Source organism: Microcoleus sp. MON2_D5 (assembly GCF_036701905.1).
Classification (GTDB): Bacteria; Cyanobacteriota; Cyanobacteriia; order Cyanobacteriales; family Microcoleaceae; genus Microcoleus.
Genome location: NZ_JAUBRM010000110.1, coordinates 1 through 16,706, shown reverse-complemented (window position 1 = coordinate 16,706; position 16,706 = coordinate 1). Strand labels below are relative to the sequence as shown.

Genomic DNA, 16,706 nt, shown 5'->3' with positions numbered 1-16,706 from the left:
TCCTTTCTCTGCGCTGTGCTTATCTCAATGGTCAACTTTCCACTTGATATATGTGCAAAACTGAGATGCACCCGAAAACTAAAGCATCACGAGGGTCAATCAACTGAGTATGTGTTATAACAACGTCAAGATAAAGTTGACGGAGAAAATCCGCTGCGACGGACACTGCATATTCCAGAGTAGTATTTTTATCAGCAAGTGCTTTTAACGCTGAAGCATAAATTGGCTGTAATTTCCATTCGGTGATTCTGACTGCCTCCATCAAAATTTTAGCATCAATGATTGTGTATCTGTAACCCAGATTTGCAAGTTCTAGTGTTGCTTTACTGTAAAGAGATTCGTTAGTATTTTGCTGTATTAAACAGTATCTCAAAACAACTTGCGTCCAAACTCCCGGTACACTCGAATCTGCACCTGCATACCAGCGTAACCACTGATCGTCAGAATATAGAATACGTCCAGGCTCTCCAGCAATTAGCATTGTATCAATAAACACTGCATCTATCGACTCATATAGTTTGGTTCGCTCGTCATGGTTGATATCCAGTTTTCTCTGGCAAGGTAAAACAAAACAATTCTCTCTAACCCAATTAATAATTTGTCCAAAAAAAGTTTTTTCTCGAGCAATCTGTTCTGAAGTAACCTCTTGTTTGATACCTTGCCCATCCTCTACTCCAAAAGTTGTAAATCCCTCACCCTGTAAACCTTGTGCTGTGTCGAGCTTTGCTTGAAACAGGTCGATTGTTGACTGGGCAATTCCAAATTTTCCGAGAAGTCTCACAACATCATCTGCGACCCCTAAATGGTGAAGAGTAACTAATGAGATAGGATCGATAACGATAAGTCCACCCTTTTGAAGAGTGATTAAAGCATCTTCAAACTTCTCCTGTTGGTAGTTAGACCATGCATGAATGAAAGGTGACGATCCAAATGTCAAAATCTGCCAAAGTTTTATTGGATTGCGATTCACCAAAATAGCAACAGTACCAAGAGGAAACTTACCTGAAACATATTCAGATTTGATGAGATTAAAATCCTCTTGATATTGTTGTAATCCTTTAATAAACTGTTGCACCCAATTAGAAGAGGGACTATCTCCCTCCATTGGAACAGCAACCATCCTAAAATCCTTGATATTAATCTGATTTTCTAATACAGAGAAGCTTTGCTTACCTGCCGCACAGTATTTATCTGTGATAGCTAAAATTTTGAAAGCATTACGTCCGAAGTTATCTTCTACTAGAACAATTTCTTCTCCAATATTCTTACCAATCAAGTATTGATAAAGTAATTGGCTAGAATTAAGTTCATACTGGGTTAAATTTGCATCTGGTCGATCTTCAAGGATGTACCACTGGTCTTTACCAAAATTATTCCTCAAGAGAACTCCGCATCCATCTTTTACTGTCTCAAAATTCTGAATGCCCGATTGGATTTTGGTTGCCTCAAGATATGATATCTGATAGAAGGCATGAACTTGCCCATCGTTATAGAAACAATGCCTCATTTCATAAATCACTTCAAAAAAGCTATCGATCCGATCCCTAAATTTATAAAATTGAGCAAGTTTCTTAATGTTAGCTAATTTTAAAGTTTTAATACTTGGTCTTGAATCAAGAAATCGATCTAATTCCTCATATTTTCCTGTAGCATAGTGCACTGATGCCAATAGCAACTGCACTACTACATTATCGGGAAAAATATTGAGGTAATTCTCACAAATTTGCCTAGTAGCATCCATATTACCTATATCGCCATAGATAGAGGCAGCTATTTCGGAGAGAGTCGGTAGAACACCATATTTATCGAGAAGCTGTTGGCATAAATTCAGCGCATCTCTGTAGTTTCCTGCGAAATAGTGAGCTTGTACCAACTGGCGAGAAAGTGCAGTATTAAGGGTTTTATCAACAAAGTGCTCATAAACTTCGGCTGCATCCCGATAGTAACTCAATGAATAAAGAACATCAGCAAGAATAATTTGGGCATGAGTAGAACTTTTGGAAAAAAGAGCCGCTTTAGCTTGTTCAACTAACGCTGGAATATTTTCCTCTGAACCAATATACTTCTGCCACCGGATGTTTTGAATAAGTGTAAAAACGCTTTCTGGGTCTTCGTTGTTTACCTGTTGAAGTATGTCCTCTGCATTCTTGCGATCGTCACGTTCTAAGAACAGGTCAAACTTGAGGCGCTTAGCTTCCTGCTTGAGATATTCAGGACTGTCTGTTTGCAAAAACTGGTTCAATATGTCTTCCGCTTCCTTAACGCGCTTGAGAGCCATTAAGGAGCTAGCAGCTAACAACGATGCTTCTGGTGTTTCGGGAGAAAACAAAATTTGCTGCACATAGTTATAAGCTTCTTCTTCGTTTCCTTTTTCATGGGCTAACAGAGCACGTTGTTTAATCAAGTAAGGCTCTTTGGGTTTTTTCCTAAGAGCAATTTCAATGTCACGAATTGCTTCATCATAATGACCTAGCAATCGCAGAGTTCCTGCTCTATTAACCAACGCTGTGAATTTTAGGTGTGATAAATCATTTGGATTTACGTAGGTTCCTCCCAAAACTTTAGTGAAGAGGGAAACAGCCCGTTCCAAACTATGCTTTTGAGAATCTAATAGCTGACCAGCAGCAATAAGCGGATAGTTTTGAGTAATAGGTTCCATTAAAGCAACACCCAGAAAAGCTTTGACGCTATCCATGCTGCTGCCATTGTTGTTATTAAGAGCAGCTTGCCACCATTCTTCTGCCTTTTCATATAGTCCACGTTTCAGAGCTGCTTCTCCAAGTGCTACCAAAATATCTGTGCATTCGTGGTACGCAGGAGGAATTTGTTCTAGCACTGACTCAATAGATTCTGTGACTGAAGCTATCCGAACACGCAACGAATATGCAAGGGCATTCGCTGGGTTTTTCTGCAATGCTGTCTCAATAAATTTCTCAGCGTTGGGATAGTCTTTTTGAAACACATAGCCCATTGCTGCTAGGGCTAATGCTGCGTCATCTTGCGGATTATATTGCTGTGCTTCCACAAATTTTGCAGCAGCAGCATCACTGCTTTCGTCAAGACCCAGCTTTGCCATACCTAAATTTGTTAGAAGACGATACTTGAGTATGTCATCTAGTTGATACCATAGCTCCGCCTTCAGCATTTCTAGATATTGAACTGCCTGATTGAATTGTCCCTGTTGGATTAAGGTTTGTGCATGATCAATACGTTTATGACGTTCATCAATAAGGCTGCTTGAGCCGCCATTCACTACTTCTTTAACTTGTTTTTCAATTACAGCTAGCAGATTATCAGTAGTTATGCCGTATGACTTAACTCCTTGAAGTCGTTCAGTGGTTCCGGCATTATCTGTTTTGTACTTAGCAAGAATCTCAAAAGTGAATGCAATTGCATTCTGCGATCCAATGGATCTGGAATCTGCTTGAATTCCCATGTCTGGATTATCATTAATCAGACGGCAGATACCATGTACTGTTAATGCAAGAACGTTCTGGTTAGCATCAACAGCTTTGAGAAAGCCGAATCCTAAATTCTCAACAGCGACAGCATCACTATATTGAGAACGCAAAAACTTTAGAAGCTCCGCCTGTTCATCAGCAACTTCTTTCTCTCCAGATGCGATCGGTGCTAGAAGAACAGAAGGCAATGAATTAGATATGCTAGGAGATAACCTATTCAGCCAGTCAAGTTTATTCCGTTCAGCTTTGGCTCTTTGCCGAAGAGGATAGGATGGTCTCTCCGCCTCTGGTCGAGGTAAAAATTTATTTTCTGCTCTACCCGACTCGTAACCATACACTTTGGTAGCAACTACAACATCACCCAGACGTACATCCTTAATGCCAGTAGCAGCGCCTACCAGAAGGATGACATCTGGCTGGAAGTGACTGATTGCTCGCTCTGCTTCTGAAGCTGCACTGGTATTGCTGTTATCAATCTCGGCGATTGCGACTTCCCAGGTTTGTCCATTTGTAGAAAATTGCCCTAACTCATAGACCGTACCTTGCGAATGCGTTTCCTCTGCAAGGTGCGTTAAATGAACACGAACAGTTTGGTAATCATCAGGATGAGAGGTTAGGATGACTGCACGAGGCATTGGTAAATACTTTTGTATCACTGTCTATTATTTTATTTTACAATTATCCATATAAAATTGCCCACTTGTGGTTGTGATTTACTCCTCAAATAAATGTTTTCTTAACTTAAGTACCGCATCTTCGCCCTGAGCTTCCTGAATGGTCGCCAAATGTTTATCCAGCAGTTCAATATACTCTTCAATACCAACCTCAAAAGTGATTTGGGTTAGCAGTACCATTACTGTTTCGATTTGAGAGGCTTGCAGTGAGTCAAAAATGAGCAGACTATTCACCAGACTGGAGACAGCCCGATCGAACTGCTTGGACAGTCGATAGCCATCCCCCAAATTATACATAGCAGCCGCGCATCCCCAGCGATCGCCCATCCCCTGAGTAATTTCTATGCTGGCTTGCTGGCATCGAATTGCCTCTTTATACTGACCCAAGCAAGTGTAGGTGTTACCCATATTGCTGAGAGCATAGGCTTCACTCTGACGGCTTTGACGTTGGCGAGCAAGGGAAAGATTTTGTCGAAGGTACTCCAATGAGACTTCGTAATTACCCAAGTCTTTGTAAATCGTACCAATATTGCCCAAAGCCTTTTCTTGTCCTTCCAGATAGTTGATTTCACGAGATATTTCAAGCTGTTGTTGATAGTAATGAAGGCCCTCCTGAATATCTCCCAATTCTGTAATAACGTTGCCCAAACTGCCTAAAGTCACCGCCATCGCCTTTTTGTTACCAATTTGAGCGCTAATTCGTAAACTGCTCTGGAAGAGATCTCTGGCAATATCGTGGACTCCCAGGTAATACTGAGCGACTCCCAGGTTTTCTAAAGCGTTTGCTTCCCCCTCTTGATCGTCTAATTCCCAGGCAATCTGCAAGTGTTGCTGATGATACGCGATAGCTTCCTCAAAATTGCTCTGCAATCGTTGCAACACGCCGAAGTTACCCAAAAGTTTTCCTTCCCCTTTGCGATCGCCCAACTGACGCGCCAAGTTTAGTGCCTCTTCATAGCAAGCAACTGCCACAAGGTATTGCCTCGTTGCACCATAGACATTTCCCAAGTTAACAAGCGCGTTTTTTTCGGCTTCCAAATCACCTGTTTGTCTGGCGAGGTTCAAATGCTGGGAATGATATTCAATAGCCCTCGAATAATCACCTAGAGTCTGATAAGCCAGACCTAAACCATTCAAACAAACCATTTCTGTCTCTGGAGTCAAATGACCTAAGAGTCTTTTATAAAGCAGGACTTGCTCGGGATAGTATCCCCATCGCCCTAACTGATGGTGGAATGGCTCAATGAGAGAGCCTTCCAAGCTCTTATTCACAAGATTGACTGAGATCAACATTAACTCAATTGCCTGTTCCCACGCGGCTACTTCACACAAGTGGTGAAACGATTCCAGAAGACCTCTCGTTTGCTCTATATTGGTTGCCTCAGCCTTTGGTTGATATTTTGTCAGCCAGTTCTTAACGGCTTTATAGTGGGCACGCTCCAGGTGTGAAACGAGTGTGTGTCGCCCACCGGCAGTAGAAAGCCCTAAGTGAAATAGAATTGTTTGCCCAGCTTGAGCCAGGTCATCTGTTTCCAGAATCATTTGTTCCTGCCTGTTCATTGAGCAGCCTCTCTTTGAGTTTTTTGCAATCTTGGGCCTAACTGCTGAAAGGAGTCAAGCGGTATACCTAGTTTATCGGCAATGGTAAAAGCCTGTTGACAATACTTACGAACCAAATCTTTATTACCTAATCTTTGATAAAAGGCTGTTAAATTTAAAAGGACATTAACTTCAGTCAAACGATTGCCAATTTATCTACAGATGTCCAGAGATTCCTGAAAATATTTCATCGATTCTGAATCCTGTTGACAAATTGCTAGTGTAGTTGCTAAGTTAAATAATGCCTCCCCCTCTCCTGCATGATCTTGGGTAGTTTGCATAAGGGTTAAATGTTGCTGTTGGTATTCAATAGCTTTCTCGTAATTTTCTAAACCACCATAAGCTTGCGCGAGGCTTCCCAAAACCCTTCCCTATAACGAAGGGTTGTAGCTTTGACGTAAAATCCTCCGACTCTCCTGCAGGTACTTAATTGCTTTGGAGTATTTTCCCTTTTGACAAAACACTAGCCCTAAGCTGTTTAAAGCGATAGCTTGCCCTTGATAGTTATGATTTTTCCATGCAATAACTAAAGCTTGCCAGGTGTAATTAATTGATTGGGAGTGATTTCTTAAATATAAGTAAACAAGTCCGAGGCTATTTAAAATTGCACTTTCCTGCTGACAATCGAGAAGTATACGTGCAAGTTCTAATGCCTGTTGATAATATTCAATGGCTTTTTCCAGGTATCCCTGAGCATAATATACCTTGCCCATACCGTACAAGAAAATAGTCTGATAAGAGGGATGGATATTAGCTAAGTGTTCTAAAAATTTCTTGTACAATTCTAATAGATTTCTATAATATCCCAAGTAAATAGTTGATTATGTAACTGTTCATTTTCAGGATAAGTAATATTAATGACTAAAATTTTTAAAGCTTGATTCCAAGCTTCGACTTCACATAGATAATGGAATGCTTCCAAATAACCTCGTACCTGATCTAGATTTGAAGCATCGGTCGCGGGCTTATACTTTGTGAGCCAGTTGATTACCGCTCTGTACTGAGTACGTTTCCATTTAGGAGTAATAAGTTTTAAAGTAGCTTGTTCAATACCAAGTTCAGCTAAAAATGTCTCGAGACAGGGTGTTATTTGATCCATTTTTTAGTACCAATCAGAAGTTTTATGTCGAATCAATTATGGCGGCGCTCCAATTGTTGTTTTAATTTTATACATTTTTTTTGTAGAGGGATATCTAACTCGGTGGCAATGGACAAGGCGCGATCGCAATACATCAGCGCTTGCTCGGAATACGTCAACTTCTTATAAAGCTTTGCTAAGTTATATAGAGCAGTAGCCTCAGTAGAAATATCACCAATTTCCTGCAAAATCTCTAGGGCTTGCTGCAAAGATTCTAACGCTTCTGCATACTGACCATATTCAATGAGAATAGCTCCCAAATTGCACAATGTCATTCCTTCTCCTTGTCTATCTCCGATTTTCTTTGCGATTATTAAAGCCTGCTGATAGTAATCTATTGCACCAGAAAAATGTTTTTGGGAATAATTAGCACTACCCAAATTAATCAATGCAGTTGCTTCTCCTTGTAGATCGCCAATTTCCCGTGCAATTCTCAAATGCTGCTGGTGGTATTCAATGGCTTGCTCGTAATTTCCTAATGAATCACAGATATTGCCAATATTACCCAAAGCACCAGCTTCTCCCTGTCGATCGCCGATTTCCCGCGCGATCGCCAAATGCTGCTGCTGGTAATTAATGGCTTGCTCGTAATTTCCTAGAGCATCGAAGACATTGCCCAAATTGCCTAGTGCATTCCCTTCTGCTTTTCGATCGCCGATTTCCCGCGAAATAGCCAAATGCTTCTGATAACAATCAGTGGCTTTAGCATATTCTGCTAGAAAATAGTAGGTATTTCCCAAATTACCTAATGCAGTTCCTTGTCCCTGAAGATCCCCTATTATCTGTGCGATGGTTAAATATTTTCCGTGGTACTTAATTGCACCACTGTAATCTCCCAGCCAATGGTAAACATTACCCAAATTTCCCAGCGCATTTCCCTCTCCCTGGCGATCGCCGATTTCCCGTGCGATTGTCAAATGCCGCTGGTGGTATTCAATTGCTTGCTCGTAATTTCCTAATGAATTGTAAGTATTGCCTAAGTTTCCTAGCGCCACCGCTTCTCCTTGGCGATCGCCTATTTCTAGTGCAATAGCCAAATGCTGCTGGTGGCAATCAATTGCTAGAGGGTAATTTCCAAGCTCGTAATAAGCAAAACCCAAACCGCTGAGTGCTATTCCTTCTCCCTGACGATTCCCGATTTCTCGTGCTATATCTAAATGCTGCTGATGGTATTCAATAGCGCGGGAAAAGTTGCCTAGAGAATTGTACGCAATACCTAAATTCCCTAATACCCTTCCTTCTCCTTGTCGATCGCCTATTTCCGGTAGGATGGCTAAACACTGTTCGTAGAGATCGATCGCATGGGTAATGTCACCTAAAGAATTATAGGTAATAGCTAGATTCCCCAGTGCTACTGCTTCTTGCTGAGAATCACCTAGCGAGCGCGCGAGTTCCAGATGCTGTTGATGGCACTCAATTCCTCGGTGGTAGTTTCCAGTAGAATTAGCAACAATGCCTAGACCATTCCAACAAATAGCATCCCATCTAGAATCTAACTTGCCTAAGAGTCTATCGTAGAGATCGGATACCTGACGATAGTAACTCCAAAGGCGCATTTGCGCGTGCAATTCTTCATTAGTAGGTGTATTGAGGTCAATAGAAAGAAGATTCTTAGCTTGTCCCCAATTTTCTACTTCGCAGAGATGGTGAAATGCTTCGATAAAGCCTTTGACCTCCTCTATATTGGAAGCATCTAAATGCGGTTTATAGTTAGCAATCCAATTGACAATCGCTCTATATTGAGTCCGTTTCCATCGGGGTTTGATAGATTTCAGTTCGGCTGGATATATACCAAGTTCTGCTAAAACTGAATCGCCGGAAGGCGCAAGACCAACTTCCGGTAAATTCAATTTTTCTTGATTATTTAACTCAGTTTTATTACTCATAATTTGTGCCTATTTTTTAGGAATAAAACAGCAAAGACTTAAAAACTATTATTTGATTAACTTCAAAGCTTTTTAATTGAATCGAGTACATAGGGTTGAGATAACACATAATGCACTAGGTCAGCAGCAGCGGCAGCAGCTAATGGTTGGTGCTTTTTATGTTTAGTCCCGTCTCCCCAATCGCAGATAGACTTCACTAAAATCCACGGTGTCCTTGATTCTCTTGCTGCTGCACAAAGTCCAGATCCTTCCATCTCTCCTCCTTTGGCTTGCGGAAACTGCTTAAAAAGCATAGCTTTAAATTCTGGATCGTCAACTAACTTTTCTCCTGAGAGAATAGGGCTGGGAATAATTTTAGATAGCTGCCCGTTAGGAAGAACAAACTGCCATTCATAAGCATTTTCAAAGCGATTAAGTAATGTCCCATCACTTGGAGGAATACTACCACGAGGTGTTATTTCTTTTCCCTGGCGCTGCCTTTCGTAGAAAATAATCTCTGAGGCAACTAAAACATCTCCTATTTTCTGCTCAGTCGGACATTTACCAAAGGCAATACCCACCATAATAACTGCCTTGGGATTCCACATATCCAGAGCTTGATTAGTTGCTAAGGTAGATGCACCCTCATCGACTGCTCCCATCCTGCATTTAGTAACAATCGTGTTGTGGCAGCCTAACTTTCCACAATAGTATGTTCCTGATTTAGCGTATATTCGTAAAATCTGTTTTTGGTCAGGATAAGGGTCAAGTAATTTTAATACTGCTTGCAGTTCAACACTTGTCGCAGTAATTATTACAACATCACTACTATCTTTTATTTCTTGAGATTCTTTTTCATCAATTACTTTGGTTTGTGGGAAAGATGGCGAGTACCAATTTTGTTTTTCTAGATTATATTCTTCTTGAGATATTTCATAATTTATATATTTTGTTAGTATTGCTTCGCATTCGCCGATCAAATACTTATTGAGATTTTTGCGAGCTAATTCTAAGGCTAAATTGCATCTTTGTATAGCTAAATCTATGTGTTTTGCTATTTCATAGGTTATTGCTAATTCTTTGAGAGCTTTTGCTTTTAAAGCACTATCTCCTAGTGTATCAGAGAGGGAGTAGGCTTTATATAAATTGTCTACAACTGACTGTAAATTGACTAGGCTTAAGTTGCCGACAGATTTAGAACGTTTGGCTTCTCTTTCCGCGATCGCCAAATTTACTAAAGTTTCCGCCTCTTCTAGTGGTAATTGAATTTTTTGATAAATATAAATAGATTTTTCATAAGAATCTATTGCTGTTTCATACTCTTGGAATTCACAATCAATCATACCAAGACAACGTAATCGTCTTGCTTGTACCTCTGGAATTTCCATTTTTTTTAAAATGTCAAAACATTTTATCTGTAATTCAATAGCCTTGCCGTAATTCCCAAGCAAATAATGTAGATATCCTAAGCTGCATATTGCATCTGCTTGCCACACCAAATCGTTAATATTGAGTGAAACATTTAATTGTTGTTGATAGTATTCAATTGCCATTTCATACTGATGACAACAAGTGAGTAGACTACCCAGTCCGGCTAAGGCTATGGCTTGTGCTTGTTGATTTGAGGTTTGGAAAGCCAATTCCAAAATTTGAAGATAGTGTTGAGTAGCATCCTGATAATTTCCTTGGACTTTTGCATTATTTCCCAGTGAAATTAGTCCAGTTATCGTTCCTGGATCTTCTCCCTTAACCTGTATTTTACGAAAATCATTCAACATCATAATCCAGTCTCTTTAAATGTTCAAGCGACACACCCCTGATTAAATTGTGTTGTCTGAGCAAACATCGATCGCCTTCAACTACTCCTTCCACTAAATATCTGTCGCGCAACGCATCCAACGCTACCTGCTGTTCATCTTCATCCCGATCCCAATCCTCCAAATGTGACAACCAAAAATCCTCCGGTACTGGACAGCGATATACCGAAGCTTCGCACAACAATATATAGGCATAACGAACATCTTTTGCCAATCGATTAAAAGTCCTTTCCAACCGTACTCGCACATTCCTTCGCAAACTGCGCGTATATCGATGCAGGTTGAACTTATCATCGGCTGATGCTGTTACTCCTTTAGTTTTTGCTTCCTCAATTGCCTTTTCAACCTCTTCTAATTCCCGTCCATACTGATTCCAGTAAGCCAGAACATTACCATCAAAAGGTTGATTCCTAATTTCTCCAGCAATCACCCGCAAAGCTAAAGGATGCCCTTCATAAGCACGCCCAATTCGTTCTAAATATGGTTTACCTGTTGACTCTGTACCAACATCTAATCCTGTTTTCTCGAACAATCGCAACCGTTCTGCTTCTTCCAGACCGCTCAGAGGTTGGCAATACCAAAAATTTTGATACCTCGTTCCTATTGTTGGGATCTGAGCGGGTAAATCTTGCGAAGTTAGGATGATACAGCTTTGACAAGAATCTGCTGCCAGCAAACTTTCAAAAAATCGCACCCACCAATCATCTTTGAAATCACTCCATCCCTCTTCTTCATTCCCCTGTAAAATGTTCTCTAAAGAATTAAGTTGAACTAAATAGCGATTCTCTCTTAGATGTCTCACCAACCGATATAGCAGGCGTTGAGTATCTTTGCGGTCTTCCGGTGTAATCAGTTCGCCCCACTTCTCCAACCACCTCGCCGCTACGCTAGCAAAATCATTAGATTGCTGTTCGTCCTCCAAATTTTCTTCGTGAAACTTACTCCAATCTCCCTCAAACCAGTCTGATAACTCGACTGCCAATCTTTCCCCTAAAGCCGTTTTCCCAATCCCTGTAATTCCCACAAGTATTAGTAATCGACAAGAGGAGCGAATTCGAGAACTCAAATCCTGAATCAGACTTTCCCGACCAACCCAAGTATCATCGTAAGCAAAAAAGTTGGGAGATATAGGTTTAGTTTTAGTTGTCCGACTGGAATCTCCATTGCTTAACCCATTTCCTTCCAGCTTCGCCAGAATCTCAAAAGCAAACGCACTGGCATTGCGAGCAGCCATTTGTTGAGAACCACCCGCATCGGCTTCACTCTTACCATCAATCAGATCGGAAATCCCACGGATAACGAGTGCCGATACTTGGTGATTGGCATGAGCCGCTTGTAGCAAGCCCCGCCCCTCCATCTCCACGGCTACCGCATCACCATAGTTCAACTGGATAAACTTAAAAACATGAGACTTGCTTGAAGCAATCACTTTTTCCCCGGCGGCAATCGGTGCGACGAATACGCGAGGGTTTGAATCGGGTACAGCAGATGTCAGCCTTTGCAGCCAATCCGATTTTTTCGACTCAGCCCTCGCTCGCTGGATCAAGCTGTACGTAGATAGCCCTAAATCGGGTCTGGGTTCAAATTTCAGTTTTGCCTTGCCAGACTCGTAACCATACACTTTCGTCGCGGCTACCACATCCCCAATAGCTACATCTTTGATGCCTCCAGCAACTCCCACAAATAGTATGACACTGGGATTGAAGTAGGCGATCGCCCTTTCCGCTTCCACCCCGGCACTCGCATTACCAGCACCAACTTCCACAATCCCGACTTCCCATGACGTAGCGTTAGCAACAAATTTTCCGCGTTCGTAGATTGTGCCTTGGGGGTGCATTTCTTCTCGGAGGTCGGCTATATGGGTGCGAACAGCCATATACTCGACTGGGAGAGCGGTCAATATTACTGCGCGAGGCATGGGTTAATCCTTGAAATAATCTGAATATCCACTATTTTGGCTATTTAATCAGGATTTGCCTAGAGAAAGAGAGAATTTCTTTAGCTTGCTGGTAAATATTTGTTAATCAGTCACAATAAATATAGGATTTGAGAAACTGGGAGTCAGCCATGAGTGATAAAGACCAAATTATTGAAATTTTCTTTAAGGAATACGACAAACTGAAATCTGAGCAGGCTCAAAGGATTGGTTTTCGGGATAATCTGCTTTATGTAACGCTAGGTCTGTTCGTAACAGTTGTGTCATTCGCTGTTTCTAACCCATCCAACTATTACGCTTTACTGGTAGTTCCCTGGGTGTGCCTGATTCTGGGCTGGACCTATGTGGTCAACGACGAGAAGATTTCGGCGATCGGCAGCTACATCCGCTACAAGCTGGTTGACAAGGTGAAGGAACACACAGGCTATACGGATTTGGAAACCCTCTTTGGTTGGGAAATTGCTCACCGCAACGACAAACACCGCAAACGGCGCAAGGTTCAGCAGTTGATGGTGGATGAGATTACGTTTGTTTTTTCAGGAGTGATTGCCTTGGCAACATTCTGGTTCCTGGTTCCAAAACCTCCTCTGGGTGTGACCATTCTTTCCGGGCTTGAGCTTCTACTTCTAATCGTATTGGGAGTTGAAACGTTCATTTATGCTGACCTGGGAAAGGGGCGTTGACCTTTTTTTATTTAGGTATATAATGTACGGCTCTTGAAAGCGGAAACTCTCGTAATTGTAATCTAAAGTTACGATCGTTGTGGTGAATATTTTTATATGCTCGCTCACCGTCGCTGAACTTAATTTTTGAAGTCAAGCGCACTCGAATTAAGTACAATTTGCGTTTTACTCAAACCTATCAAGCAGTTATGTTTGAGAATCGACAAGAGGTTATCAAACGGCGACTTCCGGGTAAGGGTTTATATTACCAAAGGGGATTAACTGATTTTAATTCTTTGTCTGTTAGCGAAGCTCTCTTAGCTAAATGCTAAATTTGAAGAAGCGCGCACATTAATAAAAAGTACAAAGAATATGAGCAAACCGAAAAACAAACCTTGGGATAAAAAATGGGAAATAGTCAAACCTATTGGAAGCGGTGGGCAAGGAGATACTTTTCTTGTCAAACCTAAAGATTCTCCAATTTGGTCTCAGAGTTTTGTATTAAAAATACTTAAAAATCAGAAAGATCCTGAAAGGCGCAAGAGAATGCACAGAGAGGTTGCTGCGTTGAGTACCCTCGATTGCCCCGGCATCCCGCGCTTGATTGAATCGAATTCCGACCAATTTGCTGCCGACGTTCCGCTTTACATGGTTGGTGAATTCATTGAAGGGAAAACACTTTCACAAATCGTAGAAGACCCCACTAAACCTATGGCGATCGCGGATGCTATCAATCTTGTTCTGAAACTTTTAGAAACCCTACAATACTGTCACAATCTTGGGATTGTACACCGAGATATCAAGCCGGACAACATTATCATCCGCTGCAACGACATCAGCGCTCCAGTTCTTATAGATTTTGGCATATCATTTAACGAATGTGATACTGACAATACTACTTTGACCCCCGCTTGGCAGCAACTGGGAAACCGATTTTTAGCACTTCCCGAACTTCAAGTAAACAGCAGCAAGCGCGACCCCAGAGCAGATATTACGCAATGCTGCGGAATTTTGTTTTTTGCGATCGCTGGGTCGCCTCCTGTTACTTTGCTCGACTGCGAAGGAAGAAAGCCCCATCAAAGACCGGAAAGTCAAAAAGCTTTGGCGAAACACCCTGACGATTTACTGGCTAAAGTGAATGGAATTTTTGACCGAGCTTTCGGAACTCAAATCGACTACCGTTGGCAATCTATACCCGAGCTACAAAAAGCCTTGATAGATTGCGTTTCTGCAACTGAGAACGCTCGCAATGCCGAACAATATATTGCTCGCATCCAAAATAAAGTATCAACTTCCTCTGATTATGCCCGACGCCAATCTTTTAAAGAACTTGCTCAACAGCTTAATCGGGAACTTTATAACATGAGTCGAACTGTTGCAAAGGAACTTGGAAAAGGCTTTGGTACAGTTCACAATAGAACGTACTTGAAAAGCCGCGATTTCGAGCGACTTGACATAGACTGGACTCACCTAAAGTTCTCGGAGAGGCACGGCATCACAAATGAATTTTTACCAAATGATTTTTTTCCTAAGTTTACAGGAGCTGCAACAGGAAACGAACTTGTTTTGTTAGCAGAGGTAAATGGAGCACAAGTTGAACTCTTAAGAACTCCTTTAAACTGCGAGCCAGATTTGACTGTTTTGGGCGAACGTCTCAGACTTTTCTATCTTGAAGGAGTGAGAAAATTAATAGGAGCTTGACCTGTAGCGCCATTCGAGATCGCCGCCAATTCCAGTTTGAGACAAACCCAACCAAACCTCCAACCCGCCCCATCATGCCCAAACTTCCCGAATGCGATGGCTGTCTCCTCGCTCGGGGAGCAATCTCCCCCTAGTCTGTACCGTCCGAAGTCCTCCACTTTATCCCGAATTACCAATGAATCGAAAAACCCCTGAAATAGATGAGCAAATTGCCCAACTTATAGCTAGCTTGCCCAGCGATCGCCTCCTACAGCAAGCTAAGACACCAGCTCAGATAGAGGAATGGCACAAAGCAAGACAAACCCAGATTCTTTTGGCTGAGTGCTGGAAATCTAAGTGGCTTGTTCAGGACTATTACCCGCTTGAGGAAGCTCTAAAACGGCAAGAGATTTCTCAACGAAAAGCTGAGTTAATGAACTGCTGCGTTAATGAGTACAAAGCTCGGTGGGAGCTTTGCGAAGTAGCCCAAAAATATGTCAAAAGACGCCACGCACTTCTCCAAATCTGGACGGGTTATGTGGAGCATTTTTGCAAGCCATTAGCCCATTTTTGGTACAAATTTTTTCACCAAGCTAGCCTGAGACAATATCCATTTCAATCAGCCTATGATTTATTGGCCGAGACTTTAAAAGAAGATGCGGACAGTTCTTTCTCTGTATGTCTGGAACCCTACTATGAGGTTCCGATGAAAAAGTGGAGGCAAGTAGGTCAGCAGTACACTCAACTTCTGGCTCGATCCGAGTTGGATGGCACTTACCCAGAACTTAAGGAGGTAGAAAAGCAGAGATTAAAAACAAACTTAGTTTGGCACAAAGTGGGTTTTTCTTGGATTGGGATGGTTCTGTGGACGTGCCAAATTGAGGCAAAAAATGACCCATTGCTCAGCAAGCAATTGGTTGCCTATAACAAGTCGCTGTGGGAAGCACTGAGTTTAGGAGTGTCAGCTAGCCGCAATTTGCACGGCTGGGCGTGGCACAAAGGGGAATTGCTTTGCACGCATAAGGCAGGCGGCATTTACCGCAAAGCTTAACAAAACTTCAAATCTGGATCGCATTGCCTCTGACGCTTGGGCAGTCCACCTATGCTGGATTGCAACACATTCAGAGAAAGGAGCCTTTTTCCTCATGTTCGAGCGTCAGACCGCTATCCTTGTGTCAATTTTCCTTGCTGCTTTGATTGGTATAGCCAAGTTTCGGCAAGATATAGTAATGCTTTTAGGGGGCTTGGCTGCTTTCGGTATCTATTACTTTCTGTTTCTGCATAACATTTTACTAGGCATTCTCAAGCAGGTGACACGCTCGTCGTTAGACAATGAAGGTGTCTTGGCTGTTTTGAATTACTGCTTGGGAGAATTTGTTAGCTAGCTGTGGGTAACACCCCGCTTGTGGAGGCGTTAATGTGGGACTCCCACTCCCGCAGCTAGCTATATCAAAACTTTGTTTTTAAGAGTGGGATTATGCGATCGCACTCATACAGCGATGCTATGGGAAAGCAGCGATTGCCGGCTCTGCACATCCTTACACTGCTACACATCACCCGCACCGCATTTTTGGTACGGTTGGCGACACCGCCGATCCTTCCTCCGACGCTCACACGCCGTGCAGAACGGGCGAGGCAAGCTCATGCCGTTGCCACAGCCTTTTCGGTTTCTAGGAATAGCTTGGTACGGTTTTCTGCACTGCCAATTAATTCTGATTCTTTAGCACTTATTCGGGCAAATACGACCCACAGAGTAGGGTTTTCCTGACTGTTCCTCCCGCTTATAAAGCGGCATCATACAGCACTTCCGGATGTTATGAGGTACAATAAAATCGACTAAAAATAATATACCAATGAAAGCATACTCAGTAGAT

At 42.1% G+C, this 16,706-nt stretch carries 13 protein-coding genes; 4 read left to right on the top strand and 9 right to left on the bottom strand.

Annotation, left to right across the window (positions count from 1 at the left end):
* Positions 1–31: 31 nt before the first annotated feature.
* From QUA47_RS26970 to QUA47_RS26935, 9 genes are all read right to left on the bottom strand, one after another.
* Complete coding sequence (locus QUA47_RS26970) at positions 32–4,096, bottom strand: PIN domain-containing protein (protein ID WP_333433025.1); 4,065 nt, start codon at positions 4,094–4,096, stop codon at positions 32–34.
* A 78-nt stretch (positions 4,097–4,174) separates the two neighbouring features.
* The gene (locus QUA47_RS26965) at positions 4,175–5,695 is read right to left on the bottom strand and encodes a tetratricopeptide repeat protein (RefSeq protein ID WP_333433024.1); all 1,521 of its coding nucleotides are present in this window, start codon (positions 5,693–5,695) and stop codon (positions 4,175–4,177) included.
* Positions 5,692–5,874: a hypothetical protein gene (locus QUA47_RS26960; RefSeq protein WP_333433023.1), complete on the bottom strand. Its 183-nt coding sequence runs from the start codon at positions 5,872–5,874 to the stop codon at positions 5,692–5,694. Before QUA47_RS26960 ends, QUA47_RS26965 begins: the two co-directional genes overlap by 4 nt.
* Before the next feature lie 12 nt (positions 5,875–5,886).
* Positions 5,887–6,096 (bottom strand): tetratricopeptide repeat protein, encoded by a 210-nt coding sequence (locus QUA47_RS31090; protein ID WP_445302551.1) that lies wholly within the window; start codon positions 6,094–6,096, stop codon positions 5,887–5,889.
* Positions 6,097–6,105: 9 nt separating this feature from the next.
* Entirely contained in the window at positions 6,106–6,516 is a 411-nt protein-coding gene (locus QUA47_RS26955) for a tetratricopeptide repeat protein (RefSeq protein WP_333433022.1), read from the bottom strand.
* A 2-nt stretch (positions 6,517–6,518) separates the two neighbouring features.
* Positions 6,519–6,833, bottom strand: a complete 315-nt coding sequence (locus QUA47_RS26950) for a hypothetical protein (RefSeq protein ID WP_333433021.1) — start codon at positions 6,831–6,833, stop codon at positions 6,519–6,521.
* Positions 6,834–6,865: 32 nt separating this feature from the next.
* Positions 6,866–8,758, bottom strand: a complete 1,893-nt coding sequence (locus QUA47_RS26945; protein WP_333433020.1) for a tetratricopeptide repeat protein — start codon at positions 8,756–8,758, stop codon at positions 6,866–6,868.
* Positions 8,759–8,820: 62 nt separating this feature from the next.
* Positions 8,821–10,518 (bottom strand): tetratricopeptide repeat protein, encoded by a 1,698-nt coding sequence (locus tag QUA47_RS26940; RefSeq protein WP_333433019.1) that lies wholly within the window; start codon positions 10,516–10,518, stop codon positions 8,821–8,823.
* Complete coding sequence (locus QUA47_RS26935) at positions 10,505–12,472, bottom strand: phosphorylase family protein (protein WP_333433018.1); 1,968 nt, start codon at positions 12,470–12,472, stop codon at positions 10,505–10,507. The genes QUA47_RS26940 and QUA47_RS26935 overlap by 14 nt, the downstream gene beginning before the upstream one ends.
* A 149-nt stretch (positions 12,473–12,621) precedes the next feature.
* Here QUA47_RS26935 and QUA47_RS26930 point away from each other — a divergent pair, with 149 nt between their 5' ends.
* The 4 genes from QUA47_RS26930 (at position 12,622) to QUA47_RS26915 (ending at position 16,600) form a co-directional block, all read left to right on the top strand.
* Positions 12,622–13,173, top strand: coding sequence for a hypothetical protein (locus QUA47_RS26930; protein WP_333433017.1), 552 nt, complete (start codon positions 12,622–12,624; stop codon positions 13,171–13,173).
* Positions 13,174–13,524: 351 nt separating this feature from the next.
* Positions 13,525–14,853: a serine/threonine-protein kinase gene (locus QUA47_RS26925; RefSeq protein ID WP_333433016.1), complete on the top strand. Its 1,329-nt coding sequence runs from the start codon at positions 13,525–13,527 to the stop codon at positions 14,851–14,853.
* Positions 14,854–15,028: 175 nt separating this feature from the next.
* A complete protein-coding gene (locus QUA47_RS26920; protein ID WP_333433015.1) occupies positions 15,029–15,883 on the top strand; it encodes a hypothetical protein in 855 nt (284 codons plus the stop codon).
* Between the two features lie 426 nt (positions 15,884–16,309).
* On the top strand, positions 16,310–16,600 hold the full coding sequence (locus QUA47_RS26915; RefSeq protein ID WP_333433014.1) for a hypothetical protein: 291 nt from the start codon (positions 16,310–16,312) through the stop codon (positions 16,598–16,600).
* Positions 16,601–16,706 lie beyond the last annotated feature (106 nt).